A 26,308-nucleotide genomic window follows, 5' to 3' on the forward strand; every position below is an offset into this window, starting at 1 on the left:
GACTGAATGGAGCACACCATGTTCTCGGGACTTCGCGACAACGTACAGACGGCCGGGCGCTATCTCGGTCAGGCCATGCGTTTGATGGTTGGTTTGCCGGACTACGAGGGCTACGTCGCGCATGCGCGCGCGATGCATCCCGACCGCCCGGTCATGACTTACGAGGCGTTTTTCCGCGAGCGGCAAAACGCCCGCTACGGGTCGGGCGCAGGAAAGTGTTGCTGATTCTCCGCTAGGCGGATACGCTCGGCACGAGGCGCGACGGCGAAGGCCGTCGCGCTTTTTTTACGCCTGTAAACTTCGCGGCTCGGCGTTCGCTCAAAAAGCACTCAATTCTCGCACTGCGGCTGCCGTTAACTTTGACGAAGTTCCACACCAATTCGATGCATGCCGGCGCGCGCGGATTCGAATCGTCGGGAACCGGACCGCGCGTTTGCCACACGGGCAACACGGCATCTTCAACCGGTGCACCGTAAGGTGTACGCATCAAATAATCGTTCATGATCTTGCATCGACTCGGCGCAGCATGGCTGGCGGCCGCTCTCACCGCAACGGTTTCACCCGTTTGCGAAGCGCAATACTCCACCGACTGGATTGCGAACACCTACGGCACCAACGCGACGCACGTCGGCAATGTGGCCCGCTCGATGTGGGTCGCGCCCGAAGGCGTCGTCTATACGTCGTCGATGTGGGATGAAAACGAAGGCGGCGTGGCGATTTACCAGAACGGCCAGAGCCTCGGCTCGATCGGCGGGCATGGAGACTTCCAGGGCGGCGCGATCACGGGCAACGCGACTTCGCTATTCGTCGCCATGCAGTACAACGCCGCGTATGGCAGCGGCAACGTCGGGCGCTACAACCGCACGAGCGGCGCGCGCGACCTGCTGATCCCCGTGAGCGCCGATACGACCGAAAAGCTCGCCGATGTCATCACCGGACTCGCGACTTCCGGCTCGCTGCTCTACGTGAGCGATTTCCCCGGCAACCGCGTGCGCGTGTACACCACGGACGGCGCCTGGCAACGCGATATCGGCGTGGCGGCCCCGGGCGCGCTGACGCTCGACGCGAGCGGCAACCTCTGGGTCGCCCAGAAAAGCGCGGGCGCCGTGCTCGAATTCGGCGCCGGCGGTCAGCTCCTGAACACCATCCAGCTGGCGTCCACGGCGCGCCCGTCGTCGCTGTATTTCGATTCGCAGACCTCGCAATTGATGATCGGCGACTCGGGCCCCGACATGAACATCAAGACCTTCAGCGTAGCGGGCACGCCGTCTCAAACCGGCACGTTCGGCGTCCTGGGCGGTTATCTCGACACGACCACGGGCATCAAGGGGCAGGTGGGCGACAAGCGCTTTACGCGCGTGGTCGGCATCGGCAAGGATGCCGCGGGCACGCTGTACGTGCTGAACAATCCGTGGGGCGGCTCGTGGGACCTCGGCCGCAACGGCGGCACCGATCTGCAGGCTTACGACGGTACCGGCGCGCTGCGCTGGAAGCTTCAGTCGCTCAACTTCGAAGGCAACGCGGCGCCGGATCCGGCCACCGATGGCGCGCTGTTCTACGGCGGCATGAACCTTTATTCGGGCACGGCCGGCGGCACCTTCGTGGCCAACACCATCGACCCGATCACGTATCCGTCCGATCCGCGCATCAATCTCGCCGACACCGCGCGCGGCGAGCATTTCGCGCAGGTGGCGAGCGTGGGCGGCAAGCGCATTCTCGTGGCTGCGGGCCAGAATCCCGATACGTTCTACTTCTTCCACTTCAACGCCGCGAGTGGCTATATCGCCATTCCGGATTACACGCTGCCGGGGACGGCGTTCAATACGTCGGCCCCGGTGCGCAACGGCTTTTGTCTCGACAGCAAGGGCGACCTGTGGGCCGGCATCGACAAGACCAACGTCATTTCCCACTACCCGCTGACCGGCTTCGACTCGACCGGCAAGCCGCTATGGGGCGCCGCGGTCACCACGCCGATTCCCGCCACGATCTCGCGGCTCACACGCATCGTCTACCTGCCCGAAAGCGACACGATGATCCTCACGGGAGAAGACGCGAGCATCACCGACTGGACGGCGGTCGGCACGCGCGTCGAGGTGTATCACGGCTGGCTCGCGGGCAATACGAGCGCGCCGGATCCGGTGATCACGCTCACGAGCGCGAATCCCAAATCGATTGCGGCCGCTGGAAACTATCTGTTCGTCGGCTACGTGCATACCGTGCCGAACATCGATGCGTTCAACCTCACCACGGGCGCGCTCGACACGACGCTCGTCAATAGCAATTCGAACGCGGTGTACGTGGGCAACGACGTGGATTCGATGTACGGCCTGCGCGCGTATCTGCGCTCGACGGGCGAGTATGTCGTGACCAAGGATAATTACAACGCTGCGAGCGCGGTGGTGTACCGGTGGACGCCGGCGGTGGCGGGCGCGGCCACCGCGAATGCAACGGTGTCGCCGTTCAGCGCGAAGTGACGAAAAGACAAAGGGCGCAACGGCTAAAACCGTTGCGCCCTTTTTGCGTTTCATTCGCCGGTGGCGAAAACCGCTTTAGCTAGCCGCGACCGTAGCCGGCTTCTTCGTCTTGGCGGCGTTCTTGATCTCTTCGAGCTTGATCTCGACGTGACGCGAGAACACGTACTCGGCAGGACGCGCGCCTTCGAGCGGGATGTCCTTCGCAAACGCGCCCGTCGTGCGCGGGCCCGAGAGGGCGATGCGCGCTGCCTTGAGCGGATGCGCGACCGTGTCCATCACGGCCGTTGCCTCGAAGCCGCAGTGGACCATGCAGTCCGCGCACTTCTCGTACTTGCCGGTGCCGTACTTGTCCCAGTCGGTGGTTTCCATCAACTCCTTGAAGGTCTTCACGTAACCTTCGCCGACCAGATAGCAGGGCTTTTGCCAGCCGAACACCGTGCGTGCCGGGTTGCCCCACGGCGTGCACTGGTAGCTCTGGTTGCCGGCCAGGAAGTCGAGGAACAGGCTCGACTGGCTGAACGACCACTTCTTGCCGTTGTTGCCGCGCTTGAAGATTTCGCGGAACAGGTTCTTGGTCTTGTCGCGGTTCAGGAAGTGCTGCTGGTCCGGCGCGCGCTCATACGCATAGCCCGGCGACACCGTGATGCCGTCCACGCCGATCTCGCCGACCGTGTCGAAGAACTTCGCCACGCGCTCGGGCACGGCGTCGTTGAACAGCGTGCAGTTGATGTTCACGCGGAAGCCGCGGCGCTTGGCTTCCTTGATGGCCGCGACGGCCTTGTCGTACACGCCTTCCTGCGAGACCGAGTGGTCGTGCGCTTCGCGGTCGCCGTCGAGGTGCACCGACCAGACGAAGTACGGGTTCGGCTGGTAGTCGTCCATCTTCTTTTCCATGAGCAGCGCGTTCGTGCAGAGATACACGAACTTCTTGCGCGCCATGATGCCCTTCACGATCTGCGGCATTTCCTTGTGCAGCAGCGGTTCGCCGCCCGCGATGGAAACGACCGGCGCGCCGCACTCGTCGACGGCTTCGAGGCATTCCTCCAGCGACAGGCGCTGGTTCAGAATGGGATCCGGATAGTCGATCTTGCCGCAGCCATTGCAGGCGAGATTGCAGCGGAACAGCGGCTCGAGCATGAGCGCGAGCGGGTAGCGCTTGTTGCCGCTGAAATGCTGGCGAAAGATGTACGAGCCAACGCGGACTTTTTGTAGCAGCGGAATAGACAAAGCGTGTCCTCCTTAAACTTCGCGCGCGACGAGCGGTTGCAAGAGCTTCGACGGCAGCTTGAATTCGACTTTTTCTTCACGGCCCGCCATCGTCGACACCTCGACAGGCCCCAACGCGCGCAGCGCGTCAATGACGTTCTCAACCATTTCTTCAGGCGCCGATGCGCCGGCCGTGATGCCGACCGTTTTCACATTGGCGAACCACTCGGCTTTCACTTCCGAGCCGTCGGCAACGAGATAGCTCGGCACGCCCGTTTCGCTGCCGATCTCGCGCAGACGATTCGAGTTCGAGCTGTTCGTTGCGCCGACGACGAGCAGTACGTCCACCTGATCGGACAGTTCGCGCACCGCGGCCTGGCGGTTCTGCGTCGCGTAGCAGATGTCGCGCGTGTCCGGTCCGACGATGTCGGAGAACCGCGCGAGCAGCGCGTCGATGATGCCGCGCGTGTCGTCCACCGAAAGGGTGGTTTGCGTCACGTACGCGAGCGGTGCATCGAGCGGCAGATCGAGCTTCGAGACATCGGCTTCGCTCTGCACGAGCAGCACGGTGCCGGGAATCTGGCCGATCGTGCCTTCCACCTCGGGGTGGCCGGCATGCCCGATCAGGATCAGCGTGCGGCCCGCCGCGACGTACTGGCGGCCCTGCACGTGAACCTTCGTGACGAGCGGGCAGGTGGCGTCCAGCACGTCGAGGTCGCGTTCCTCGGCGGCGCGTTCCACGGTCTTGGCCACGCCGTGGGCGCTGAAAATCGCCACGGCGCCTTCCGGCACTTCGTCGAGCTCTTCCACGAAACGCGCGCCCTTGTTGCGCAGGTTTTCGACCACATGACGGTTGTGGACGATTTCATGGCGCACGTAGACCGGCGCGCCGTGTTTCTGCAGTGCGCGATCGACGATTTCGATAGCGCGGACAACCCCCGCACAAAAGCCGCGGGGTTGGGCAAGGATCACTCGCATAGGGTGGCGAACTCCGACTACCGCAAAAGGCGAGCAAGTCGGTAAAAATGACCTGATCGCCGGCGGCTGTCTATTTATTAAGGATGCAAAAATCCGCCAAAGGGGTGACGGAGTAAAAACCAGACGCGCATTTTAACCCCTTCGCCTTTCCTTTGCTGCGTGGAGCACTCGCGGGTGCGGCGTGCGCGCGACGGTGGCGCCCGGGCAGCGTCCAGGTTGTCCCGAAAACCCTGCTGCGCGGCGCTCCCGCGGCATGCGGCATGGCCTGCTCAAAGCGCCTCGCGCGCCGCCATGGACGTCGTCCGAATCCGGCGCCCCGGGTTGCGCGGTGCAACATACCCGCGGAACCCTTAAAATATCGCGTCCCGCGTGTTGCCTGGATGGCGACCGGAGATACGACCCCATTCTGGACGCCTTTGATGGAACCCGACCACTACGACGATTTTCCGGTAGCGCGCGTACTGCTGCCGAAGGCGCTGCGCGCGCCTGTCGGCGTGATCTACCACGTCGCGCGCACGCTCGACGACATCGCGGACGAAGGCGACTGGAGCCCCGGGCAGCGCCACACGCGCCTCGCCGATTTTCGCGAAGGCCTGAACGCCGTGGCCGAAGGCCGGCCCGCACGCGTGCACCCCATGCTGTTCGCGAAGCTCGCGGACGTGGTGCGCGAGTGCCGCCTGCCGCTCGAGCCGTTTTACGACCTCGTTGCGGCGTTCGATCAGGATATCGACACGACGCGCTATGCCGACCGCTTCGAGCTGCTGGATTTTTGCCGGCGCTCGGCGAACCCGGTCGGCCATCTGATGCTGCATCTGATCCACGCAGCGACGCCCGAGAATCTGGCCGATTCCGATGCGATCTGCACCGCCTTGCAGCTCGTCACCTTCTTGCAGGACGTGAGCGCCGACTGGGCGCGCGGCCGCATTTACCTGCCGCTCGCCGAGCGCGAACGCTTCGGCGTAACCGAAGCGCAGATCGCCGCGGGCAGGGTGGACGACGCCTGGCGCGCGCTGATGGCACACGAGGCGGCGCGCGCGCGCTCGCTGATGATCAGCGGCGCGCCGCTCGCGCTGCGCGTGCCGGGGCGCTTCGGCCTCGAGCTATGCAGCGTCGTGCATGGCGGACTGCGCGTGCTCGAAATCATCGAGCGCGGCGGCTACGATGTGTTCCGCGCGCGGCCTGCGCTGCGCGCACCCGACTGGGCCGTGGTGCTCCTGCGCACGGCGGCCATGTGGCTGTCGCGCCGCGTGGGCGTGCGCGCCCCTTCGATCGAGAGTAACAACGCATGACTACGACCATACTGTTTGCCGTCTCCTGTCTCTCGCTGCTGATCTGGCTCGTGCTGCTGTTCGGGCGCGGCGGTTTCTGGCGCGCGCGCCCGGCCGAGCCGCTGCCGCTCGTCGAGCCCGCGGCCGGCTGGCCTGCCGCGTGCGCCGTGGTGCCGGCGCGCAACGAGGCCGACGCGATTGGCGAGGCCGTGACCTCGCTGCTCCAGCAGGACTACGGCGGCGAATTTCACGTGGTCGTGATCGACGACCACAGCACCGACGGCACCGCGCAGGCCGCACGCGCCGCCGCGCTTGCGCTGCAGTGCCCTGAAAAGCTCAGCGTGATTACGGCCAGGCCGCTGCCGGCGGGATGGTCGGGCAAGGTGTGGGCACAGTCGCAGGGCATCGAGGCGGTGCGCACGCTCAAGCTGCCCGCCGACTACCTGCTTCTCACCGACGCCGACATCGGCCATCCGCCCGAAGCGCTCGCGCAGCTCGTGGTGCGCGCCCAGGCCGAAGGCCGCGACCTCGTCTCGCTGATGGTGCGGCTGCGCTGCGACTCCTTCTGGGAAAAGGCGCTGATTCCGGCGTTCGTGTTTTTCTTCGCGAAGCTGTATCCGTTCTCGTGGGTCAACAACCCGAAGAACCGCACGGCGGCCGCGGCCGGCGGTTGCATGCTGGTGCGCCGCCAGGCGCTCGAGGAGGCTGGCGGCATCGAATCGATCCGCGCCGAGCTGATCGACGACTGCAGCCTCGCCGCGCGCATCAAGCATCGCGGCGAAGGGCATCATCCGATCCGGCTCGACGTCGCCGCGAAGAGCGTGTCGCTGCGCCCGTACGATTCGTGGAAGGACATCTGGAACATGATCGCGCGCACGGCGTTTACGCAGCTGCATTACTCGGCGTGGCAGCTCGCGGGCACGCTTCTCGGCATGACGATCATCTATCTCGCGCCGCCCGTGGTCGCGCTCGTGCTCGGGCCGAAGGGCTGGCCCGCGTGGATCGCGTGGGCGCTGATGTGCTGCGCGTATTCGCCCATGCTCGCCTACTACCGGCGCTCGCCGCTGTGGGCGCCGTTCCTGCCGCTCGTTGCGCTGTTCTACGTGGGCGCGACGTTCGCTTCGGCCTGGCGCTTCTGGCGCGGCAAGGGCGGCCAGTGGAAGGCGCGCGTGCAGGCGCCGGTGCAGGGGCGCTGAAGCGCTCGTAACCAGGCGCCGCAAATGCAAAAAAGCCGTCGGTTTCGACGGCTTTTTTGCTTTATCGATGCCCGCTCGCGCGTTAGCGCTGCGTGAGCAGCATGTACATCTGCACGACGATGTCGGGCGAGAACGTGAACGGCACCCAGCCGTGGCCCGTGTGGCGCAGCACCAGCAAGCGGTCGCCGTTGGATTGTTTCTGCACGGCCATCATCGGATTCCTCGTCGATGCGAACCGCCAGCCTGGCGGAATGCCCGGCGGCGGTTCGGGCTGCATCGAGGCGCGCGCATTCGACAGCTCCTCGATCATCTGGCCGACTTGCAGCGCGTTGAGCGTCACCGTCTGGCCGCCGATCGTCAGCGTGATCTCGTTTTGCGACGGACGTGCCACGTGCAGTTCCGGCTGCGCATGCGCGGCGTTGGCCGCCTCGGCGGCGGGTTCGACGGCTTCGGCAGTGTCGGTCGCGGTTGCGCTTGCGGCTTCGACGGCATCAACGGCATCAACGGCATCAACGGCATCAACGGCATCAACGGCATCAACGGCATCAACGGCCGCGGCAGCATCGGCAGTATCCGCGACCGTATCGACAGTAACGGCTCGCGGCTCTACAGCGACGGCATGCTCCGTATCGCTCTTTGCAACGGGAGATTCCTGCTGGGGAACGGCGGCGGCGCGTTCATCGGCGCGCGGTGCGTGCGCGGCGGCGGCCTGAAGGAGCTGATCGACGCCCGCTTCGAGCACGCCAATCTGGTCTTGAAGATTCATGCGAGCTTCTCAGGTAAGACCCGCGATTTTACCCGCAGGTCGCGCGCATTGCCCTTCAGGCGTTGTACGCATGTCGCAGGAAAAGTTGTAACAGTTTCCGCAGGGGCGCTTGTTTCGCGCTTATTTCGCGTTTGTTCCGCGTTCATTTAGCGCTCATTTAGCGCTCATTTGCCGTTCAGATACCCCGCTTCGCGGAACCAGGCGAGCGCATCCTTCAAGCCCTCCTGATACGGCCGCGCGCGATAGCCGAGCTCGCGCTCTGCCTTCGCCGACGTGAAATACATCTTGTTTTTCGACATCTTGAGCGCATCGACGGTCACGAACGGCTCGCGCTTCGTGAAGCGCGCCACGGCTTCGGCGCCCATCGCGAGCGGATAGAGCGGCCAGCGCGGCAGTGCGATCGTGGGCGGCCTGCGGCCCACCATGCCGGCGATGTCGGCAAGCATCTGCTGCAGCGGCAGATTCTCGCCGCCGAGGATATAGCGCTCGCCGATGCGCCCGCGCTCCAGCGCGAGGAAGTGGCCGTTGGCCACGTCGTCCACGTGCGCGAGGTTCAGGCCGGTGTCGACGAACGCGGGAATCTTGCCCGTGGCCGCTTCGACGATGATGCGGCCAGTAGGCGTGGGCTTCACGTCGCGCGGGCCGATCGGCGTCGACGGATTGACGATCACGGCGGGCAGGCCGTCGCGCTCGATCATGCGCTCCACGGCGCGCTCGGAAAGCACCTTGCTGCGCTTGTATACGCCGATCGCCTGCTCGGGGGTGAGCGGCGAGGTTTCATCGGCGGAGTCGCCCGAACTCGTGACCTTCAGCGTGGCCACGCTGCTCGTGTAGACGATGCGCTCCACGCCCGCGTCGAGTGCCGCGCGCATGGTGGCTTCGGCGCCTTCGAGGTTGGCGCGCTCGATTTCGTGCGGATCGGGCGCCCACAGGCGGTAGTCGGCGGCGACGTGGAAGAGGTAGCGCACGCCGTCGAGCGCCTTTCGCATGGAGGCGGCGTCGCGCATGTCGCCGGTGACGATTTCGGCGTCGAGCGCTTCGAGGTTCTTGCGCGGGCTCGTCGCGCGCACCAGCAGGCGCACGGCATAACCCTTTTCCTGCGCGATGCGGGCGACGGCCGAGCCGACGAAGCCGGATGCTCCGGTGATCAGGACGAGATCGCGGTTGGCTCGGGAGGTGTCGGTCATTGCAGGGTCGTTTCCAGGTTCGGTGACGGCGCCGCGTGCGCGGCGTGGCACGGATTGTACGTGGCGCGGGCCCGGCGCGTGCGCGCGTTGGCGTCTACAATGCCGACCGTAAAGGATGCATGGAGAAACGAACAATGAGCGAACCGGATCTGGATACGCGCCTCGAAACGTATTACGTGCGCGTGCGCGGGACGGTGCAGGGCGTGGGTTTTCGTCACGCGACGGTGCGCCAGGCGCACGCGCTGCGCATTCGCGGCTACGTCGCGAACATGGAGGACGGCTCGGTCGAAGCCGTGATCCAGGGCACGGCGAACCAGGTGGACCGCATGCTTTCGTGGCTGCGCCACGGGCCGCCCGCCGCGCGCGTGAACTCGGTGGAAAGCGAGGAACGGCTGACTGAAAAACGTTACGAACGCTTCGAGCAGCACTGAAATTCGCCCGATAAAAAAAGCGGTGCGCCCATTGCCGGCGCACCGCTTTTTCGTTGCAGGCGACGCTTACTTCACTCCAAGCAGGCTTTCCGCGAATCCCCAATCCTTCTCGACCCACTGGCGCGTGCATTCGAAGCCCGCGTCGGCGGCGATCGCCGGGATTTCGTCGGCGTGGTACTTGTGGCTGCTCTCGGTCCAGATCGTCTCGCCTGCGCCGATCTCGACGCTGAGATTCGCCGAGCGCACCTCGGCGTGCACGTCGCGCTTCGCGCGCAGATGCATCTCGATACTGCGCACGTCCGGATTGAAGCGCGCGACGTGCTCGAAGTCGTGCAGGTCGAAGTCGGCGTCCAGCTCGCGGTTGATGCGCGACAGCAGGTTCAGGTTGAAGGCGGCCGTGGCGCCGATGGCGTCGTCGTAGGCGGCGATCAGCGTCTCCACGGGCTTCACGAGGTCGGTGCCGAGCAGCAGCGTGTCGCCGGGGCGCAGCATCGCACGGATGTCACGCAAAAAGCGCGTGGCCGCGAGGCGTGCGAAGTTGCCGATCGTGCTGCCGAGAAAGAGCACGAGCAGTTGCTCGCCGTCTTTGCGCTGGCGGCTCACCTCGGAAAGTCCGGCGAGATAGTCGCGCTCATAGCCGACGATCGAAATGCGCTCGATGTCGGCCAGTTCGCGCCGGCACAGTTGCAGCGCGGTGCGCGAAATCTCGATCGGGCAGTACGACGTGGGGCGCTTGCGGCAGAGCGCTTCGAGAATGCGGCGCGTCTTGCGGCCGCTGCCGCTGCCGAGTTCGGCAACTGTCACATCGGAGGGCAGCGCCTCGACGATCTCGGACGCGTAGCGCGTGAGCAGGCGCTCCTCGCTGCGCGTGACGCCGTATTCGGGCAGCACGGTGATGACCTCGAAGAGCGCCGAGCCGACTTCGTCATACAAATATTTCGACGGCAGTTCCTTTTGGGGCGAGCGCATCAAACCGGCGCGCACTTCGGCGGCGAATGCGCTGGCGGCAGGCGAAAGGGCAAATGCTCCGGCGGGGTCGGCAACGGCGGGGCGGGGCGCAGAAAATGGCATGCGGGCTCCAGGGGGCGTTGGACGTTGGGGACGGCGTCGTGAGTCGCGGCGGCGGGCGAAGGCGTGGCGCTCGGGGATAAGCCGGGCGCGGCTCCAGCGGACCGGTGAAATCTCGCTTGTCGAAGCGAATTCCAGCCGCGAAATCCAGCCAGTCAAGGCGACGGCGGGCTGGCGTGGCGAGACTTACGTTCTAGTCCATCGCGGCGTGATCTGCCGGACTAAATTGCTCGGCCGCACCTGGCTCGCAAAGCGAGCACGGCGTGTGCCCGCTTTGTCCGGTGCGGGTTTGCGCCGCCTGCCGCCGCCCAAACGCGACTAGAATGCGGTCTCGCCGGCGCTTTCGCCGGCCCGCGCCTTATTCAATATCCAATTCAAATGACAACGTTTTTACCCGCGCGTGCCAAATCTACGCTTCGCGCCGCTCGCGATTCCCGCATTTACGCTTCGCGTCCCCGCGCCTGCCGATGAACCCGTACGAACCCGGGCGCGGCATTGCGCTTTCCGTGGGCGCTTCGGCGCTGTTCGCGCTGATGTCGGCCTATACGCTCCTGCTCGCGCCGCTCGGCGGCCTCGATATTTTCGCGTGGCGCGTGATCTGGACCGCGCCCGGCGCGCTGGCGCTGCTGGTGTTGCGCAAGCGCGCGCCGCAATTGCGCGCGCTCGTCGCGCGCATGGTGACGCAGCCGCGCACCGCGCTCGCACTGGTGGCGAGCGCCGCGCTGCTGGGCTCGCAGCTATGGGTGTTTCTGTGGGCGCCGCTGCACGGGCGCATGCTGGAGGTGTCGCTGGGCTATTTCCTGCTGCCGCTCATCATGGTGCTGGTGGGCCGCTTTTACTATCACGAGCGCCTCGAACCGCTGCAATGGCTCGCCGTGGCGTGCGCCGCCGTAGGCGTGGCGCACGAGTTGTGGACGACGCACGCGTTCTCGTGGCCCACGCTGCTGGTCGCGTTCGGCTATCCGCCGTATTTCGTGCTGCGCCGCAAAATTCACGCGGATTCGCTCGTCACCTTCGCCGTGGAGATGCTGCTGCTCGTGCCGGTCGCGGCGATCGAAGCCCGCGCGGGCGGCTCGCTCGCGCTGGTCGAGGCGCACAAGTTCCTCGCCTTCGTGCTGCTGCCCGGACTCGGCGTGCTCAGCACCGTCGCGCTCGCGTCCTACCTGAAGGCGAGCCGGCTGCTGCCGATGGCGCTCTTCGGCATCCTCGGCTATGTCGAGCCGGTGCTGCTGGTGATCGTTTCGGTCACGCTGCTGGGGGAGCACCTCGGCATGCGCGAACTCGGGACTTACGTGCCGATCTGGCTCGCCGTCGCGCTCACGGCGGTGCACGCGGCGCGGCTCGTACGGTTCGAGCGCTGAGGACCTTTCAACGGCCGCTTACTGCTGCGCTTGCCGGGCGCGCGGCGGATTGATACGCACAGGTCCCGCCTTCGCCTCGATGGCGGCACGCAACTGCGGACGCCAGCCGATGCTGAAGAGCGCTTCGGCGAGCACGAAGAGCGGCCCGATCATGAGGCCGATGAGATCGTCGACGAATGCGGGCTTGCGATGCTCCCACGCGATATGCCCGACGAACTGGAAGATCCAGCCGACCACGAACAGCGCCACGCCGCCGCCCAGCCACGCGGCGGTGCCTTGTTGCGCGAGCCATGCGCCGAAGGCCACGCAAGCGAGGGAGGCGATCGCCATCATGAGGCCGAGCGGTATGTCCAGCACGAGGTAGTAGATCGTCGCGGCGCCGAACAGGAGCCACGCGGGCGAGACGGGAAGCGGCAGTCCGGGCGCGATCACCGGGCGTGAAAGCAGCGCTGCGAGCGCGAGCACGATGAGCGGAATGCCGACGAAATGGGTGCCGATGTTGCGCGCGTCGCGGTGATAAGCCGCGTACTGGGTGAGTTGCTCGGTCAGGTTTCTCATGGGTGTCCCTCTGTCTCCTGGAACATTATGATCGTCGGGCTGACGGGCGCAAACCTTCGCCTGGCCGAAGGATCTCGCGTTCACGCTACGGCATCAATGCGCGTCCATATCGATGCATGTTGACGAATTACGTCAATATCATGGAGCGCAGCCTGGCTGCATTGCAGCAGGATCGCGTTTGCGCCGACAATGTCGGCGCGTTCGGCGCGCGCAGCCGCGTCGCCTTTTCTTCCACGCCAGGCCCCTATCGCTTCATGAACGACCGCGTCGTCGCCGCATTCGACTTTGATGGCACCATCACCACGTCCGACAGCTTTCGCGCGTTCATGCTCGACGCTGCCGGCCCCGCCCGCTTCGCCGCCGCCGCGTTGCGCTGCCTGCCCTCGCTCGTCGGCGTTCCGCTCGGCTGGTCGCCGCGCGGGCCGACCAAGGCGCGCTTTCTCTACGCCGCGATGGGAGGCGTGCGGCGCGAGGTGCTCGAAGCCGCCGCGCAGCGCTTCGTCGAGCGCCGCCTCCCCGCGCTGTTGCGCGCCGACATGCTCGCGCGCGTGGCCGAACACCAGGCGCTCGGGCACGAGGTCGTGCTCGTGAGCGCGTCGCCGTCGATCTACCTGCGCATGTGGGCACAGACGGTCGGCATCGGCACCGTGCTTTCGAGCGAACTGGAATGGCGCGATGGCGTGTACACGGGCCGTCTGGCGGGCAACAACTGCTGGGGGCCGGAGAAGGTCGCGCGCCTGCGCGCGTGGTGGGGGGCGAATGCGCCCGCCACGCTCTACGCTTATGGCGACAGCCGCGGCGACAAGGAAATGGCCGAGCTTGCGCAGTACGCGTGGATACGCGGGGAGTCGGCGCTGCCGCCGCTCGCGGTGACGGGCGGCTTCGGCGCGGCGTGAATGGCGCGACGCGCTGCAGCGGGGCGAGATCGACGCTAATCTACGGCAACTAACCGAACCGAAGAGAGGAGACAGCCCCGATGAACGGACAATGGACCCAGGTGAAGTCGCACGACGGCGGCGAGTTCCGCGCCTACACGGCGCTGCCGCCCGAAGGTAGCGGCCCCGGCCTCGTCCTGCTGCAGGAGATCTTCGGCGTGAACGGCTACATGCGCGCGCTCGCCGACCGCTACGCCGAGGAAGGTTACGTCGTGATGGTGCCGGACCTGTTCTGGCGTCTGGAGCCGAACGTCGATCTCGGCTACGAAGGCGCCGACGCGCAGAAGGCGTTCTCGCTCTACGAGCGCTTCGACGTCGACCTCGCGATGCAGGACGTGGCGCAAACGCTCGCCGCGCTGCGCGCGCATGCGCAGCATCGCGGCAAGGTCGGCGTGGTGGGTTTCTGCCTGGGCGGCAAGCTCGCGTATCTGAGCGCGGCGCGCACCGATGTCGATTGCGCGATCGGCTATTACGCCGTGGGGCTCGAAAACCATCTGGACGAAGCCGCGCGCATCACGTGTCCCCTGATGCTGCACTTCGGCGCCGACGACGCCCACTGCGACGCCGCCACGCGCGAGCGCATCGCGCAGGGGCTGGCGGGCAAGCCTCACGTCGAGCTGTATACGTACCCGGGCTGCGATCACGCGTTCGCTTCGTCTTCGCGCAAGACCTACGACAGGCCCGCCACGATGATGGCCTACTCGCGCACGCTCGCCATGCTGCGCCGCGTGCTCGGCCCGATCTACGACTTCAACGCGCTGTGGGAAGCGCACTGCTATCACGAGTTCGTCGCGCGCAACCCGAGCGATGTGATGCCGACCATGGTCGCGCAGCCCTACGTCAACCACATTCCGACGATGACGGGCGGCGTGGGCCACGACGAACTCAAGCGCTTCTACACGCACCATTTCGTGCATTCGAACCCGCAGGACACGCGCCTGATCCCGATCTCGCGCACGATCGGCTCGGACCGCGTGGTGGACGAGTTCATCTTCTGCTGCACGCACGACCGCGAGATCGACTGGCTGCTGCCGGGCCTCGCGCCCACGGGCAAATACTTCGAAGTCCCGATGCTCGCCGTGATCTGCTTTCGCGGCAACAAGCTCTATAACGAGCACATCTACTGGGACCAGGCTTCGGTGCTCGCGCAGATCGGCGCGATCGATCCCACCGGCCTGCCGATCGCGGGCGCGCAGAGCGCGAAGAAGCTGCTCGACGAAACGCTGCCGTCGAACACGCTCATGGCGCGCGCGTGGCGCGAGAGCGAAGGCAAGCCGTTCTAACCACGCGCACGTTTCGCGTGCGCGTGATCAGTTGAACGGATTGTCGGCGACGCCGGGCTTCTGGTCCGGCTCGTCGGCGACCTTCGCGGGCAGGTGCGGGTCGGCCTGCAGCTTCTTCACGACGTCGTCGAGCGCCGCCTTCAGCGCCAGCGCGGCGGCGAGGCCGCGCTTGTCGCGCGTGAGTTCCAGCGTGCCGGCGAGCGTCACGCGCGTCGTGCCGTTCGTGAGCGTGAGCGCGTCGCCTTGCACGTTGAGCACATCGTTGTCGTTTGCGTATGCGTCGAACACCGTTCGATCCTCCTTCTGCATGATGGGCGCGCTTACCAGCCCCATTTGCTCACGGCAAAGCCGCGGCCATTGAACGAGACTTTTTCCTTTGCCGCGACATTCGCCGGAATGCCCGGGAACGCAATGCCGCTCTGCGCTTCGAGGTCGCGCACCGGGCGCACGTCGTAGCGATCGGCAGCCGTGTTGTCCGCGACGATCGCGAACGCGAGCTGCTGCGAAGGCACGTACACGACCTTGAAGATCTGCGTCGGCACCAGCACGCGCGTCGCGCCGATCGTCTGGAGCTGCGCGCCCGTGAAGAGCGGGCCGGTCACGACATAGGCTTCGCCATACTTCGATGCGAGCTTGCGCACCGCGGTTTCGATATGGGCCCAAAGGCGCTGGTTGTTCTCGCGATTCTGCGGAACGATGTTGGCGAGTGAAAACGATTCCGCCATGGCCTGCGCATTCCATCGGTTTCCCGCCGGGCTCATATGGCCACGGTCGAAGCCGCTGCGTTTGTAGTCGGCGAGCGTCGCGCCTTCGCCTTCGGGCAGCCGGTCGTCTTCGAAGAAGCGGTTAGTGCGCGTCATGTCCTTCGCGGCTTCGAGATGGTCGCGCGTGAGATGCTCGGCGGACCACAGCGGCCCGTGTGTGACGCCCGAATGCAGCACGACAAAATCCGCATAGCAAAGCATGCGCGTTTTCGGCGCCATGCGCTGATTCGTGAGCGTCGGGAACTGGCCGTCTGGCACGAATTGCGAACAGGCCGGTGCGGCGATTGTATGGCTCGCGGCGGCGAGCAGCAGGGAGGCAACAAGCGAGGCAAACAGCTTCTTCATCGAAAGGACAGGCTGGACTGGGGTGGGATCAAGCGGGCTGAAAGTATAGCGGGCGCATGACGACGCGTGGAGGCGGGAGAAAAAACGCGGCGCAAAAAAACGCGCGCCCGCGAGAGGGCGGGCGCAAGCAGGAGGTGATGCACAAACAGAAGCAATGGGCGCGGCAGCGTTGCGTTGCTGCGCGAGGAGCGAGACGGCAAATGATGCCGCCTGCATTCAATCGATCAGATCATCAACAACGACTCAGCCTGCAAAAAGCGAATGCTCCGCGCGGACCATCTGGCGGTCCACAGCCTGGAGGCGCCATTGGCCTTCCATCGGCGAGTGCGAGGTTTCGCACGACCATGTCGCGTCGCCGTGTGCGGAACTGATTTCCTGGCGGCGGTTCACATGCAGGCCGCGCAGCGTGCACAGCGGCTCGTTTTCGAGCGGCGCGCATAGCGACGTGACACCATTCACGTCGCGCAATTCACCCCATTCCGGCAGGTCGATCCCTTCGTGAGACTCGCGGGACCAGCGTTGCTGGTCGGTGTCGAGCCAGAGCACTGCATAGTCGTGATTGACGGTCGGATCGGAACCGTTGATCAGGATCGTAAGTCGCATGGCATCTCCGCAATATGGATCGGGCGCGTCGGCAATTTCAAAGTCTAGGACGACTCCGCGCACGCGCAAAGCGAAGAGTGCAGGACAGATCGCCGCGCGCACGGCGCGTGCCTGGACCGGCCCCATTCATGCCCATTTCTGCCCGCGTAAACCCGGCTACGCTATCGGCGGGATTGAAAATCACAATTGGGAACGCAATCGCCACAACCTAGATTGATAGTGCGGCAAGTTCGCCCGCTCATGTTGCATCGCACGAAGGCGAATGGCGTCGCGTCCCCACATATCAGGTCGAACGATGGAGGCACAGATGGCACAGCTAAAGGGCTCGAAGACGGAACAGAACCTCAAGGATGCATTTGCCGGCGAATCACAGGCCAACCGCCGTTATCTGTATTTCGCAGCCAAGGCCGACGTAGAAGGACAAAACGATGTCGCGGCGCTGTTTCGCTCGACCGCCGAAGGCGAAACCGGCCACGCGCACGGCCACCTGGAATATCTGGAAGCGGTAGGCGATCCGGCAACCGGGCTGCCGTTCGGCACTTCGCGGCTGAATCTGCAGGCGGCAATTGCGGGCGAAACGCACGAATACACCGACATGTATCCCGGCATGGCCAAGGTCGCGCGCGACGAAGGCTTCGACGAAATCGCGAACTGGTTCGAGACGCTCGCCAAGGCAGAGCGCAGCCACGCCAACCGCTATACGAAGGCGCTGGACGTGCTGGCGGACTGAGGCGGGCCGGGCATCGCTCGCGTGCCTGACGGCACGCACGCATGACGCGCGCGCATGTTGTTTCGCGTGCCGGGCCAGCACCGGCGCGCGTATGCGCGCGCTCGTTCAAGCCGCGTATTTGGCTGATAAATAAAAGAAGGAGACGTCATGCCCCACAAGGAAGGCAGTCTCGAAGCGCCGACCCGCCATCCGCTCGACTGGCGATCCGACGCTTTTTACGACCAGGCCCAGCTCGATACGGAACTCGCGCGCGTGTTCGATATCTGTGCGGGCTGCCGGCGCTGCGTGTCGCTCTGCGGCGCGTTTCCCACGCTGTTCGATCTCGTCGACGAAACCGATACCGGCGAAGCGCACGACGTCGACAAGGCCTCTTTCGACAAGGTCGTCGACCAGTGCTACCTGTGCGATCTCTGCTACATGACGAAGTGCCCGTACGTGCCGCCGCATCCGTGGAACGTGGACTTTCCGCATCTGATGCTGCGCGCCAAGGCCGTTCACTACCGCAAGGGCGAAGTGAAGCTGCGCGACCGCGTGCTCTCGAATACCGACGCGCTCGGCCAGATCGCCGGCATTCCCGTCGTGACGCAAGCGGTCAACGCCATCAATCACACGAAGGCGATGCGCGGTGCGATGGAGGACATGCTGGGCGTCGACCGCAAGGCGTGGCTGCCCGACTTCGCTACGCACAAGTTTCGTAACGTTGCCAAACGCGCGGCTTCGAGCGAGGTGCGCGACGGCGAACGCACGCCGGGCAAGGTCGCCATCTACGCGACCTGCTACGTGAACTTCAACGAGCCGGGCATCGGCCACGACCTGCTCGCAGTGCTCGACCACAACGAGATTCCCTACGAACTGGTGAAGAGCGAATGGTGCTGCGGCATGCCGCTGCTGGAGCAGGGCAACCTGGAGGGCGTGGCGCACAAGCAGTCGCAGAACATGCCCATGCTCGCGCGTTACGCGCGCGAAGGGTATGCACTGATCGGCGCGGTGCCGAGCTGCGTGCTCATGTACAAGCACGAACTGCCGCTGATGTTCCCCGACGACGCCAGCACGAAAGCCGTGAGCGACGCGTTCTGGGACCCGTTCGAGTATCTCGTGGCGCGTCATCGCGACGGCCTGCTCAAGACCGATTTCCGCTCGCCGCTCGGCAACGTGTCGTATCACGTGCCGTGTCATGCGCGCGTGCAGAACATCGGCCGCAAGACTTTCGACCTGCTTTCGCTCGTGCCCGAAACGAAGGTGACCGTGGTCGAGCGCTGTTCGGGACACGCGGGCACGTTCGGCGTGAAGAAGGAATTCCACGCCATGTCGATGAAGATCGGCACGCCCGTGTTCAAGCAGATGGGGCAGGCCGAGCCAGGCCAGGCCGGGCCGAACTTCATTTCGTCCGATTGCCAGCTCGCAGGGCATCACATTGCGCAGGGCATCGAAGAGAACCAGCTGGGCGAGCCGCCGCTCGCTCACCCCATTACCTTGCTGCGCCGCGCCTATGGCATTTAGGCACGGATGCCAAAGCGCAACATTCACGAGGCACGACTCATGACGATCGCGAGAAATTCGCTGTTGACGCTGGAAGCCTACGCCAGGGTGCGGGGCGACATGCGCAAACGCATCATCGAGCACAAGAAGCAGCGCGCGGTGTCGCTCGGCAATCACCTCACGTTCCTGTTCGAGGACGAGACGACGATCCGCTACCAGATCCAGGAGATGCTGCACATCGAAAAGATCTTCGACGAAGACGGCATTCAGGGCGAACTGGCGGCCTATCTGCCGCTCGTGCCCGACGGCGACAACCTGAAGGCGACCATGCAGCTCGAGTACGAGAGCGAAGTCGAGCGGCGCGCGGCGCTGGCGCGGCTGATCGGCATAGAGGACAAGGTGTTCGTCCAGGTGGACGGCGAGCCGCCCGTCTACGCGATTGCCGACGAGGACCTCGAACGCGAGAACGCCGAAAAGACCTCGGCGGTGCATTTCGTCCGCTTCGAACTCACGCCGCAGATGAAAACCCGTTTGCGCGAGGGGGCCGCGCTCGCGATAGGCTGCGATCATCCGAATTACCGCGTGCCGACGCAGACCATCGACGGCGAGGTGCGCGCCTCGTTGCTCAAGGATCTCGCCTGAGGCTGCGGCGCTTCACACGGCTTGTCAAACGTAGCCACGCAGCGAAATCGCCGGGTGCGACGGCGCGGACCTGAAGCGTCGTGTCCGTCATGTGTTGTCTCCTTCTCCTTGTTGACAGGCTAGCCCGGACTCCCAAGCGTAAGCGGTTTGTGGCACCATTGTTGGTCCTGCCGAAACCGAAAACAATGGAGCCACGGGTTTGGACTACGCGTTGATGATGACGGCCTATGCGAAGCGCGCCGTGCGCAAGCTCACGCAGCAGGACCTGCTTTACGAGAGCCTGCGCCTCGCCATTCTCGACGGCGACATTGGCCGCGGCACGCGCCTCGCGTCGAGCCGCGCGCTCGCGGAGCAGCTCGGTATCGCGCGCAATTCGGTGCTCTATGCCTATGAGCGGCTCGTGGAAGAGGGCTTCGTCAGCGCGACGCGCCACGGTTCGGTCGTCAACGCAATCAGCGCCGGCGCAGCGACAACGCCGGCACACACCGCGCAGCGCGAAGAACCTGTGCCTGCGCTTGCGCGCCGCGTGCGCGAACTGCCGCCGCGCCGTTCGGGCCGCGACGGTTCGAAGGCGCTGCGCCCGGGTGTGCCCGCACTGGACGCGTTTCCCTACGCGCAATGGCGCACGGCGGTCGAGCGCGCGCTGCGCGAGTTGCGCGCGCTCGATCTCGGCTATGGCGACAGCGCGGGCATGCCCGCGTTGCGTCAGGCGATCGCGCAATACGTGCGCGTGTCGCGCGGGGTGCGCTGCCAACCCGACCAGGTATTCGTCACGGACGGCACGCAGTCGAGCCTTGACTTGTGCGCGCGTTTCTTCGCAGATCATGGCGAACGCGCGTGGATCGAAAATCCGGGCTATCTCGGCGCGCGCGTGGCGTTTGCGGCCGCGGGTCTGCAACTCGTGCCGATGAGCGTGGATGCGGCGGGCATGGCGGCGCGCTCCGAAGACTGGCGCGAGCGGCCGCCGCGACTCGTTTATCTCACGCCGTCGCATCAGTATCCGCTGGGCTGCGTGCTGAGCCTCGAGCGGCGGCTCGCGCTGATCGAGCAGGCGCGCGCGTGCGGCGCGTGGATCGTCGAGGACGACTACGACAGCGAGCTGCGTCACGACGGGCCGCCGCTGCCGTCGATCCAGGGCCTCGCCGACGATGCGCCCGTGATCTATCTCGGCACCTTCAGCAAGACGCTGTTTCCGGCGCTGCGCATCGGCTTCATGATCGTGCCGCGGCGCGTGACGGCACAGTTCGCGCAGGCGCATCACACGCTCGTGCGCCAGGGGCGCGTGGCGGAACAACTTGCGCTGGCCGAATTCATCGAAAGCGGGCGCTACGCGCGCCATTTGCGGCGCATGCGCAAGCTCTACGAAGAGCGCCGCGACGGCCTCGTCGCCGCCATCGACAAACATCTGGCCGGCGTGATGACGGTGTCGGCGGACGCGGGCGGCATGCATTTGAGCGTGCGCCTCGACGCGCCGCTTTCCGACGCCGATGTGAGCGAAGCCGCGCGTGCACACGGCCTGCATCTCTCGCCATTGAGCGCGTACTGTGCCGATGGCGTCGATGGTGTCGACGCACCCGACGCCACGCGCTACAACGGCTTCCTGCTCGGCTATGCGGAAACGCCGCCGCAGGTCGCCGACACGCTCATGCAGACGCTCGCACGCATCGTGCGCGAGCGTCTGTCAGCGGCTTCGTCGCTTACTGATGGCCTGCAACCGCATGCGGCAGATAGGGCGCTTCGAGCGTCTTGATCTCTTCGTCGGAGAGCTTGAGCGAGAGCGCCGCGACAGCGTCTTCGAGATGCTGCGGTTTCGACGCGCCGATGATCGGCGACGTGATGCCGGGCTTGTGCAGCAGCCACGCGAGCGCGACCTGCGCACGCGAGACATTGTGCGCCCGCGCAATGGTTGCGACCGCATCGATGATGGCCTTGTCCGCATCGGCGCCGTAGAGCGTCTCGCCGAACTTGTCGGTGGCCGCTCGCTCGCTCGTTTCGTTCCAGTCGCGCGTGAGGCGGCCGCGCGCGAGCGGGCTCCACGGCATCACGGCAATGCCCTGATCGGCGCACAGCGGCAGCATTTCACGCTCTTCTTCGCGATAGAGCAGGTTCACGTGATCCTGCATGCTGATGAACTCCGTCCAGCCGTGCTGGCGCGAGGTGTAGAGCGCCTTGCTGAACTGCCACGCGTACATGGACGAAGCGCCGATATAGCGCGCCTTGCCGGCCTTCACGACATCGTGCAGCGCTTCGAGCGTTTCTTCGATGGGCGTGTTGTAGTCCCAGCGATGGATCTGATAGAGATCGACGTAATCGGTGCCGAGCCGTTTGAGGCTATGGTCGATCTCCGTGAGGATGGCCTTGCGCGACAGCCCCTGGCCGTTCGGGCCGGGCCGCATGCGGTTGTACACCTTCGTGGCGAGCACGATGTCGTCGCGTTTGACGAAGTCGCGCAGCGCGCGCCCGACGATCTCCTCCGAAGTGCCGTCGGAGTAGGTGTTCGCGGTGTCGAAGAAGTTGATGCCGGCGTCGAGTGCCTGGCGGATAAGCGGGCGGCTGGCGTCCTCGCCGAGCGTCCACGGGTGCGTGCCGCGCTCGGGCACGCCGTAGGTCATGCAACCGAGACAAAGACGCGAAACCTGCAGCCCTGTCGAGCCGAAATTGACGTAATCCATTGCGGGTGCTCCTTGCGAAGAGACGATTCAGGCGGAAGAAGTGCGTGCGCCGCGCGAGGGCGGCGGACTTTCGCAAGGGTATAACAGGCCGGAAGAACGTGCAGCGCGTGCCGCGTCAGAACATTTCCATTACGCGGTGATAGAGCATGCCGATTTCGAGCGCGGGCCGCCGCCAGGCGGGGCCGCCGGGGAAGCGCGCGTGCCGCAGTTGCGCGAACAGATCGAACGAGGCGCGCTCGCCGACGATGGCCTGCGCAACGAGACGTCCGGCAATGCCCGTGAGCGCGACACCGTGCCCCGAAAAGCCTTGCACGTAGTAATAATTCGGGTCGATCGCGCCGAAGTCGGGCGCGCGGTTGCGCGTGACGTCGACAAAGCCGCCCCATGCGTATTCCACGCGCGCGCCGGCGAGCTGCGCAAACGTGTCGCGCATGCGCGTTTGCATGGCCGCTGTCAGGCGCTCGGGCGCGGCGCCTGTCGAATCGGCGCGGCCGCCGAACAGCATGCGGTTGTCCGCCGAGACGCGGAAATAGTCGAGAAAGAAGTTGTTGTCGCACACGGCAGAACGTTGCGCGATCAACGAGTCGGCCAGCTCGCGGCCCAGCGGCTCGGTCGCGATGATGTACGAGGCGATGGGCGCGATGCGCGCGGCCACGCTGCCGGGCAGCACGCCGCCTGGCGCCGCGTTGCAGCACGACACCACGAAGCGGCAGCGCACTTCGCCCTGCGCCGTTCTGACGACGGGCCGTGCACCGCGTACGACTTCGAGCGCACGCGTATGTGCGTAGAGTTGCGCGCCTTCGCGGCGCGCGGCGGCGGCGAGACCCAGACAGTACTTGAGCGGATGCAGATGCCCGGAAACCGGATCGTAGACGCCCGCGATATAGCGCTGCGATGCCACGCGTGCGCGCGTGGCGTCGGTGTCGAGCCATTCGAGCCGATCGTAACCCCATCGCGTGCGCGCCGCGTCCATCCATGCGCGTAGATCGGGTACGCGCTTCGCTTTCGTTGCAACGGTCAGATAGCCCGGCGTGAAGTCGCAATCGATGCCAAAACGCGCAATGCGCTCGCGTACGAGGTTCACCCCCTCGATGGAGAGCGCCCACGCTGCGCGTATGCCCTGCGCGCCGAGCTGCTTTTCGAGCACTTCGTCTTTCGCGAAGCCCACGAGCGTCTGCCCGCCGTTGCGGCCCGAGGCGCCCCAGCCGGGACGATGGGCGTCGAGCACCACGACCGAAAGGCCGCGTGCGCGGCACTCCAGCGCGACCGAGAGCCCGGCGAAGCCCGCGCCGATCACGCACACGTCCGCGTCGAGCGTGCCTTCGAGCACGGGGTCGTCGTCGGCGGGGCGCGTGGCGGTGGCTTCGTAGTACGAGTGGCGGGCGAGGGCGTCCGCCTGGGCGTCGAGGTCGAGTGTCATCAAAGCAGGTCCTTCATTCGATACCAGGCCATCGCGAGCACGAGGGCAGGGGTTCGCAGTGTAGCGCCGCCGGGGAAATCGCGGTGACGGATCTTGCCGAACAGGTCGAAGCGCGCGGCCTGGCCGTGAATGGCTTCGGCGATCAGCGTGCCCGCGAGGCCCGTGACGTTCACGCCGTGGCCAGAGAAGCCCTGCGCGAAATAGACCGTCGGCGAGAGGCGGCCGAAGTGCGGCGCGCGGTTCATCGTGATGTCCACGTAGCCGCCCCACGCATATTCGACTTCCACATCGGCGAGTTGCGGAAACGTTTTTAGCATGTCGCGGCGCATGGCTTTGCCCAGATTGGGCGGCGCGAAGGTGGAATAGCTCACCTTGCCGCCCCAGAGCAGACGCGTGTCCGCGGCGGGACGGAAGTAGTCGAGCACGAAGCGGCTGTCGCAGACGGCGGCCTGAGCAGGCATCAGCGCATTCATGCGTTCGGCGCCGAGCTTTTCCGTGGCGATCACATAGGTGCCCACGGGCATGATCTTGCGCGAGAGCGCCGGTGCAAGATCGCCCAGATACGTATTGCACGCGAGCACGACGAATTTCGCGCGCACGTTGCCGCGCGCGGTTTCGACCACATGCGCGCCGCCCTCTTCGCGCAGTCGTGTGACGGGGCTGTTTTCGTACACGCGCACGCCGGCTTCGACCGCCGCGCGCGCGAGCCCGAGCGTGTAGTTCAGCGGATGCAGGTGTCCGCTATCGGGATCGTAGAGGCCGCCGGGATAGCGCGACGACGCCACGTAGCGGTCCACATCGTCGCCGTCCACGTACTGGAAGCGGTCGTAGCCGAAGCGCTGCGCCGCCTCGTCGCGCCAGCGTTTGAGCGCCTCCACGTCGCGCGCCTTGTTCGCGGCGGTGAAATAGCCCGCCGTGAGCGCGCAGTCGATGTTGTGCTGCCTGACGCGCCGCTTCACGATGTCGAGCGTTTCCAGGCCCATGTCCCAGATCTGCCGGACCTCGGCTTCGGGCATGAACTGCGCGAACGTATCGATACCGCAGGCAAAACCGCCAATCAACTGCCCGCCGTTTCTCCCGCTTGCAGCCCACCCTACTCGCGAGGCTTCCACGAGCGCGACGCGGTGGCCGCGTTCGGCGAGATTCAACGCGGCCGAAACCCCGGTAAGGCCTGCGCCGACCACGCAGACATCGGCGCCGAGCGCACCTTCGAGCGCCGGATGCGCGGTGGTGTCGTTGGCGGTGGCCGCATACCAGGACGGGGCATGAGGCTGATTGGCGAATTTGAGCATGGCGAAAGCGAATCGGGAAGCGGCGGGCGACAGCACGAGGCCGGCGCCCGCCGCGACTTCATCAGAACGAGTAGATGAACTGCGCGCCCAGCAAGTCGTTGCTCTTGCTGTACGAGCCGTCGCTGTTCAGGAACACGCGCTGCGTGGCCCAGTCGTGGCGATATTCCACCTTCACCTGGATCTGCTGCGTCGGGTAGAACAGCAGGTCGAGCGCGACGTCCTGGCGTGTTGCGCCCTTGCACTCGAAGCCGAAGCCGCCGCCGGCCTTCGAGTTTGCCAGGCAGTCCGCACCGATGCCGAAGCCGTTGTACGGGTCCATGCCGTTCGAGTTGAGCACGATGCCGCCGCCGCCGCCGCCGTTCTTGCCGTTCGCGAGCAGGTCGTAGCGTGCCGTCACGCCCATGCGGCCCACCACCGGCGCATTGAACTTGCGGTGCGCGAGCAGCGAGAAGCCGTACCACTGTGCGTTGCCGCCGTTGAACGCCGCGCGCTGCTGCTGACCGTAATCGACTTCGGCGTTGTACTGGATGTCCGCGAGCGTGTAGGTCGCGTCCATTTCGCCGAAGAAGAAGTAGCCGCCCGAGCTCGATGCCTGGCCACCCACGCCATACGCGGCCTGACCCGTCGTCGGATCGAACGCGCTCGGCAGCGTCTGGCGGCCGATATTGAACGAGCCGCCAATGTCGAGTGCGCTCGACCACGTGTAATCCGCGCGCGCCGTGAAGGTCGGGATCCTGTTGCTGGTAGTGATCGGGTCGCCCAGCGCGTTCTGCCCCGTCTGCACGACTGCGCCATTGGTGCGGTACTGCTCGTTGCCGACCATGAACTTGAACGCCCATTTGCTGCCGTCCGGCGTGTAGTTCCAGCCGATGCCCACATAGCTGCCCGGATCCGAGAAGTCGTAGAGCAGGTTATGCGTGAGCGTGAGCATCTGGTTCGACTGCTGCACCTCGTAGCCGCCGAAGCTCGGCATGAGACCGGCGACGAACGTGCCCGTGGAAGTCACCGGTATGGTAACGACAGCCGTATTCAGGATGTTGTTGCCGATCTCGCCATGCTCGTTCTGCAGCAGCGTGATGCCGTTGCCGCGGTTGGGCATGAGCGTGATTTCGGCCGAAGGCGCCATCGGGCCCACGCCGAAGGTCTTCTTGATGTCGAGGTAGACATCGCCGAACGTGCTGTTGAAGTAGTTATACGCACCCGTATGGTTCGCGAACAGGAAAGACGAAGTGCCCGGCGCGCGGTTGTAGATGTATGTCGGGTCGATATAGCCCGTGATCGACAGGCCCGCGAGCGGACCGGTATTGGCGGCGTCGGTGAGCGAATCGACCTTGAGCTGCTGGCTCGCGATCTGCTGCTTCATCGCGTCGACCTGGTCGTTGGTCAGGTTCGCGGGCGCCTTGCCGTAATCGGGCGAGGTGATGTCCACGACCGGCGCGGCCGCGGTGGCCGGTACGACCGGCGCTGCGGCCGCCGTCTTCGCCGGGGTCTTCGATTGCGCCAGTTCGGTCTTGAGCGATTTCACCTCTTTTTGCAGGGCGTTCAGCTGCGCCTGCAGGGCCTTGATCTGTTCGCTGGTCGAGTCCGCTAGCGCGAGCCCTGGCAGCGCCCCGGCCACCAGCAGACAGATTAACTTCTTCTTCATCGAAA

27 protein-coding genes are annotated in these 26,308 nt (G+C 65.5%); 13 read left to right on the forward strand and 14 right to left on the reverse strand.

Annotated features, from left to right (window positions below):
- Positions 1 to 18: 18 nt before the first annotated feature.
- Entirely contained in the window at positions 19 to 225 is a 207-nt protein-coding gene (locus C7411_RS08480; RefSeq protein WP_042268548.1) for a YbdD/YjiX family protein, read from the forward strand.
- Between the two features lie 7 nt (positions 226 to 232).
- Here C7411_RS08480 and C7411_RS08485 read toward each other — a convergent pair whose 3' ends face one another.
- Positions 233 to 502, reverse strand: coding sequence for a hypothetical protein (locus tag C7411_RS08485; protein ID WP_110383378.1), 270 nt, complete (start codon positions 500 to 502; stop codon positions 233 to 235).
- On the opposite strand from C7411_RS08485, the gene C7411_RS08490 reads away from it, so the two are divergent.
- Positions 501 to 2,474 (forward strand): SMP-30/gluconolactonase/LRE family protein, encoded by a 1,974-nt coding sequence (locus C7411_RS08490; protein WP_110383379.1) that lies wholly within the window; start codon positions 501 to 503, stop codon positions 2,472 to 2,474. The two genes, C7411_RS08485 and C7411_RS08490, sit on opposite strands and share 2 nt — an antisense overlap.
- A 75-nt stretch (positions 2,475 to 2,549) precedes the next feature.
- On the opposite strand, the gene hpnH is transcribed toward C7411_RS08490, so the two are convergent.
- Positions 2,550 to 3,701: an adenosyl-hopene transferase HpnH gene (gene hpnH, locus C7411_RS08495; RefSeq protein ID WP_110383380.1), complete on the reverse strand. Its 1,152-nt coding sequence runs from the start codon at positions 3,699 to 3,701 to the stop codon at positions 2,550 to 2,552.
- A 12-nt stretch (positions 3,702 to 3,713) separates the two neighbouring features.
- Entirely contained in the window at positions 3,714 to 4,658 is a 945-nt protein-coding gene (gene ispH, locus C7411_RS08500) for a 4-hydroxy-3-methylbut-2-enyl diphosphate reductase (RefSeq protein ID WP_110383381.1), read from the reverse strand.
- Positions 4,659 to 5,077: 419 nt separating this feature from the next.
- On the opposite strand from ispH, the gene hpnC reads away from it, so the two are divergent.
- Positions 5,078 to 5,947 (forward strand): squalene synthase HpnC, encoded by an 870-nt coding sequence (gene hpnC / locus C7411_RS08505; protein WP_110383382.1) that lies wholly within the window; start codon positions 5,078 to 5,080, stop codon positions 5,945 to 5,947.
- Positions 5,944 to 7,122 carry a glycosyltransferase gene (locus C7411_RS08510; RefSeq protein ID WP_110383383.1) on the forward strand — a complete coding sequence of 393 codons (1,179 nt, stop codon included), beginning with the start codon at positions 5,944 to 5,946 and terminating at the stop codon, positions 7,120 to 7,122. Before hpnC ends, C7411_RS08510 begins: the two co-directional genes overlap by 4 nt.
- A gap of 82 nt (positions 7,123 to 7,204) precedes the next feature.
- On the opposite strand, the gene C7411_RS38075 is transcribed toward C7411_RS08510, so the two are convergent.
- Complete coding sequence (locus C7411_RS38075; RefSeq protein ID WP_243413093.1) at positions 7,205 to 7,513, reverse strand: hypothetical protein; 309 nt, start codon at positions 7,511 to 7,513, stop codon at positions 7,205 to 7,207.
- Here C7411_RS38075 and C7411_RS38080 point away from each other — a divergent pair, their 5' ends adjacent.
- Positions 7,514 to 8,038 carry a hypothetical protein gene (locus C7411_RS38080; protein WP_243413094.1) on the forward strand — a complete coding sequence of 175 codons (525 nt, stop codon included), beginning with the start codon at positions 7,514 to 7,516 and terminating at the stop codon, positions 8,036 to 8,038.
- 14 nt (positions 8,039 to 8,052) lie between these two features.
- Here the strand turns inward: C7411_RS38080 and hpnA are convergent, their stop codons facing one another.
- Positions 8,053 to 9,075 (reverse strand): hopanoid-associated sugar epimerase, encoded by a 1,023-nt coding sequence (gene hpnA / locus C7411_RS08520; RefSeq protein WP_110383385.1) that lies wholly within the window; start codon positions 9,073 to 9,075, stop codon positions 8,053 to 8,055.
- Between the two features lie 134 nt (positions 9,076 to 9,209).
- Here hpnA and C7411_RS08525 point away from each other — a divergent pair, with 134 nt between their 5' ends.
- Complete coding sequence (locus C7411_RS08525; RefSeq protein ID WP_110383386.1) at positions 9,210 to 9,506, forward strand: acylphosphatase; 297 nt, start codon at positions 9,210 to 9,212, stop codon at positions 9,504 to 9,506.
- 66 nt (positions 9,507 to 9,572) lie between these two features.
- On the opposite strand, the gene egtD is transcribed toward C7411_RS08525, so the two are convergent.
- Positions 9,573 to 10,577, reverse strand: coding sequence for an L-histidine N(alpha)-methyltransferase (gene egtD / locus C7411_RS08530; protein ID WP_110383387.1), 1,005 nt, complete (start codon positions 10,575 to 10,577; stop codon positions 9,573 to 9,575).
- A 464-nt stretch (positions 10,578 to 11,041) separates the two neighbouring features.
- Here egtD and rarD point away from each other — a divergent pair, with 464 nt between their 5' ends.
- Entirely contained in the window at positions 11,042 to 11,935 is an 894-nt protein-coding gene (gene rarD, locus C7411_RS08535) for an EamA family transporter RarD (protein ID WP_110383388.1), read from the forward strand.
- A gap of 18 nt (positions 11,936 to 11,953) precedes the next feature.
- Here rarD and C7411_RS08540 read toward each other — a convergent pair whose 3' ends face one another.
- Positions 11,954 to 12,493: an Mpo1 family 2-hydroxy fatty acid dioxygenase gene (locus C7411_RS08540; RefSeq protein WP_110383389.1), complete on the reverse strand. Its 540-nt coding sequence runs from the start codon at positions 12,491 to 12,493 to the stop codon at positions 11,954 to 11,956.
- A 254-nt stretch (positions 12,494 to 12,747) separates the two neighbouring features.
- On the opposite strand from C7411_RS08540, the gene C7411_RS08545 reads away from it, so the two are divergent.
- The gene (locus C7411_RS08545) at positions 12,748 to 13,389 is read left to right on the forward strand and encodes an HAD family hydrolase (RefSeq protein WP_110383619.1); all 642 of its coding nucleotides are present in this window, start codon (positions 12,748 to 12,750) and stop codon (positions 13,387 to 13,389) included.
- 80 nt (positions 13,390 to 13,469) lie between these two features.
- Positions 13,470 to 14,711, forward strand: a complete 1,242-nt coding sequence (locus C7411_RS08550; protein WP_110383390.1) for a dienelactone hydrolase family protein — start codon at positions 13,470 to 13,472, stop codon at positions 14,709 to 14,711.
- 27 nt (positions 14,712 to 14,738) lie between these two features.
- Here C7411_RS08550 and C7411_RS08555 read toward each other — a convergent pair whose 3' ends face one another.
- From C7411_RS08555 to C7411_RS08565, 3 genes are all read right to left on the reverse strand, one after another.
- Positions 14,739 to 14,999 carry a hypothetical protein gene (locus C7411_RS08555; protein WP_110383620.1) on the reverse strand — a complete coding sequence of 87 codons (261 nt, stop codon included), beginning with the start codon at positions 14,997 to 14,999 and terminating at the stop codon, positions 14,739 to 14,741.
- Between the two features lie 32 nt (positions 15,000 to 15,031).
- Positions 15,032 to 15,820, reverse strand: a complete 789-nt coding sequence (locus tag C7411_RS08560; protein WP_110383391.1) for a DNA/RNA non-specific endonuclease — start codon at positions 15,818 to 15,820, stop codon at positions 15,032 to 15,034.
- A 243-nt stretch (positions 15,821 to 16,063) separates the two neighbouring features.
- Positions 16,064 to 16,423, reverse strand: a complete 360-nt coding sequence (locus C7411_RS08565; RefSeq protein ID WP_042268533.1) for a DUF3564 domain-containing protein — start codon at positions 16,421 to 16,423, stop codon at positions 16,064 to 16,066.
- A 307-nt stretch (positions 16,424 to 16,730) separates the two neighbouring features.
- Here C7411_RS08565 and C7411_RS08570 point away from each other — a divergent pair, with 307 nt between their 5' ends.
- The 4 genes from C7411_RS08570 to pdxR all read left to right on the forward strand — a co-directional run bounded on the left by C7411_RS08570 (position 16,731) and on the right by pdxR (position 21,024).
- Entirely contained in the window at positions 16,731 to 17,153 is a 423-nt protein-coding gene (locus C7411_RS08570; protein ID WP_069261580.1) for a rubrerythrin family protein, read from the forward strand.
- 147 nt (positions 17,154 to 17,300) lie between these two features.
- Positions 17,301 to 18,653, forward strand: a complete 1,353-nt coding sequence (locus C7411_RS08575) for a heterodisulfide reductase-related iron-sulfur binding cluster (RefSeq protein WP_110383392.1) — start codon at positions 17,301 to 17,303, stop codon at positions 18,651 to 18,653.
- A gap of 39 nt (positions 18,654 to 18,692) precedes the next feature.
- A complete protein-coding gene (locus C7411_RS08580) occupies positions 18,693 to 19,274 on the forward strand; it encodes a DUF3501 family protein (RefSeq protein WP_110383393.1) in 582 nt (193 codons plus the stop codon).
- Positions 19,275 to 19,473: 199 nt separating this feature from the next.
- On the forward strand, positions 19,474 to 21,024 hold the full coding sequence (pdxR, locus tag C7411_RS08585; RefSeq protein ID WP_110383394.1) for a MocR-like pyridoxine biosynthesis transcription factor PdxR: 1,551 nt from the start codon (positions 19,474 to 19,476) through the stop codon (positions 21,022 to 21,024).
- Here pdxR and C7411_RS08590 read toward each other — a convergent pair.
- From C7411_RS08590 to C7411_RS08605, 4 genes are all read right to left on the reverse strand, one after another.
- Entirely contained in the window at positions 20,972 to 21,946 is a 975-nt protein-coding gene (locus C7411_RS08590; protein ID WP_110383395.1) for an aldo/keto reductase, read from the reverse strand. The genes pdxR and C7411_RS08590 overlap by 53 nt on opposite strands.
- A 115-nt stretch (positions 21,947 to 22,061) precedes the next feature.
- Positions 22,062 to 23,366: an NAD(P)/FAD-dependent oxidoreductase gene (locus C7411_RS08595; protein ID WP_110383396.1), complete on the reverse strand. Its 1,305-nt coding sequence runs from the start codon at positions 23,364 to 23,366 to the stop codon at positions 22,062 to 22,064.
- Positions 23,366 to 24,658, reverse strand: coding sequence for an NAD(P)/FAD-dependent oxidoreductase (locus C7411_RS08600; protein ID WP_110383397.1), 1,293 nt, complete (start codon positions 24,656 to 24,658; stop codon positions 23,366 to 23,368). The genes C7411_RS08595 and C7411_RS08600 overlap by 1 nt, the downstream gene beginning before the upstream one ends.
- 61 nt (positions 24,659 to 24,719) lie before the next feature.
- Positions 24,720 to 26,303 carry a DUF3138 family protein gene (locus tag C7411_RS08605; RefSeq protein ID WP_110383398.1) on the reverse strand — a complete coding sequence of 528 codons (1,584 nt, stop codon included), beginning with the start codon at positions 26,301 to 26,303 and terminating at the stop codon, positions 24,720 to 24,722.
- Between the last annotated feature and the right edge of the window lie 5 nt (positions 26,304 to 26,308).

Origin of the sequence: Paraburkholderia silvatlantica, assembly GCF_003096715.1 — a bacterium.
In the GTDB taxonomy this organism is placed as follows: Bacteria; Pseudomonadota; Gammaproteobacteria; order Burkholderiales; family Burkholderiaceae; genus Paraburkholderia; species Paraburkholderia silvatlantica.

Coding starts and splice junctions, on each gene's coding strand:
- C7411_RS08480 (WP_042268548.1), top strand. CDS start 19: ATGTTCTCGGGACTTCGCGACAACGTACAGACGGCCGGGCGCTATCTC.
- C7411_RS08490 (WP_110383379.1), top strand. CDS start 501: ATGATCTTGCATCGACTCGGCGCAGCATGGCTGGCGGCCGCTCTCACC.
- C7411_RS08485 (WP_110383378.1), bottom strand. CDS start 502: ATGAACGATTATTTGATGCGTACACCTTACGGTGCACCGGTTGAAGAT.
- ispH (WP_110383381.1), bottom strand. CDS start 4,658: ATGCGAGTGATCCTTGCCCAACCCCGCGGCTTTTGTGCGGGGGTTGTC.
- hpnC (WP_110383382.1), top strand. CDS start 5,078: ATGGAACCCGACCACTACGACGATTTTCCGGTAGCGCGCGTACTGCTG.
- C7411_RS08510 (WP_110383383.1), top strand. CDS start 5,944: ATGACTACGACCATACTGTTTGCCGTCTCCTGTCTCTCGCTGCTGATC.
- hpnA (WP_110383385.1), bottom strand. CDS start 9,075: ATGACCGACACCTCCCGAGCCAACCGCGATCTCGTCCTGATCACCGGA.
- C7411_RS08525 (WP_110383386.1), top strand. CDS start 9,210: ATGAGCGAACCGGATCTGGATACGCGCCTCGAAACGTATTACGTGCGC.
- egtD (WP_110383387.1), bottom strand. CDS start 10,577: ATGCCATTTTCTGCGCCCCGCCCCGCCGTTGCCGACCCCGCCGGAGCA.
- rarD (WP_110383388.1), top strand. CDS start 11,042: ATGAACCCGTACGAACCCGGGCGCGGCATTGCGCTTTCCGTGGGCGCT.
- C7411_RS08540 (WP_110383389.1), bottom strand. CDS start 12,493: ATGAGAAACCTGACCGAGCAACTCACCCAGTACGCGGCTTATCACCGC.
- C7411_RS08545 (WP_110383619.1), top strand. CDS start 12,748: ATGAACGACCGCGTCGTCGCCGCATTCGACTTTGATGGCACCATCACC.
- C7411_RS08550 (WP_110383390.1), top strand. CDS start 13,470: ATGAACGGACAATGGACCCAGGTGAAGTCGCACGACGGCGGCGAGTTC.
- C7411_RS08560 (WP_110383391.1), bottom strand. CDS start 15,820: ATGAAGAAGCTGTTTGCCTCGCTTGTTGCCTCCCTGCTGCTCGCCGCC.
- C7411_RS08565 (WP_042268533.1), bottom strand. CDS start 16,423: ATGCGACTTACGATCCTGATCAACGGTTCCGATCCGACCGTCAATCAC.
- C7411_RS08570 (WP_069261580.1), top strand. CDS start 16,731: ATGGCACAGCTAAAGGGCTCGAAGACGGAACAGAACCTCAAGGATGCA.
- C7411_RS08575 (WP_110383392.1), top strand. CDS start 17,301: ATGCCCCACAAGGAAGGCAGTCTCGAAGCGCCGACCCGCCATCCGCTC.
- C7411_RS08580 (WP_110383393.1), top strand. CDS start 18,693: ATGACGATCGCGAGAAATTCGCTGTTGACGCTGGAAGCCTACGCCAGG.
- C7411_RS08590 (WP_110383395.1), bottom strand. CDS start 21,946: ATGGATTACGTCAATTTCGGCTCGACAGGGCTGCAGGTTTCGCGTCTT.
- C7411_RS08595 (WP_110383396.1), bottom strand. CDS start 23,366: ATGACACTCGACCTCGACGCCCAGGCGGACGCCCTCGCCCGCCACTCG.
- C7411_RS08600 (WP_110383397.1), bottom strand. CDS start 24,658: ATGCTCAAATTCGCCAATCAGCCTCATGCCCCGTCCTGGTATGCGGCC.
- C7411_RS08605 (WP_110383398.1), bottom strand. CDS start 26,303: ATGAAGAAGAAGTTAATCTGTCTGCTGGTGGCCGGGGCGCTGCCAGGG.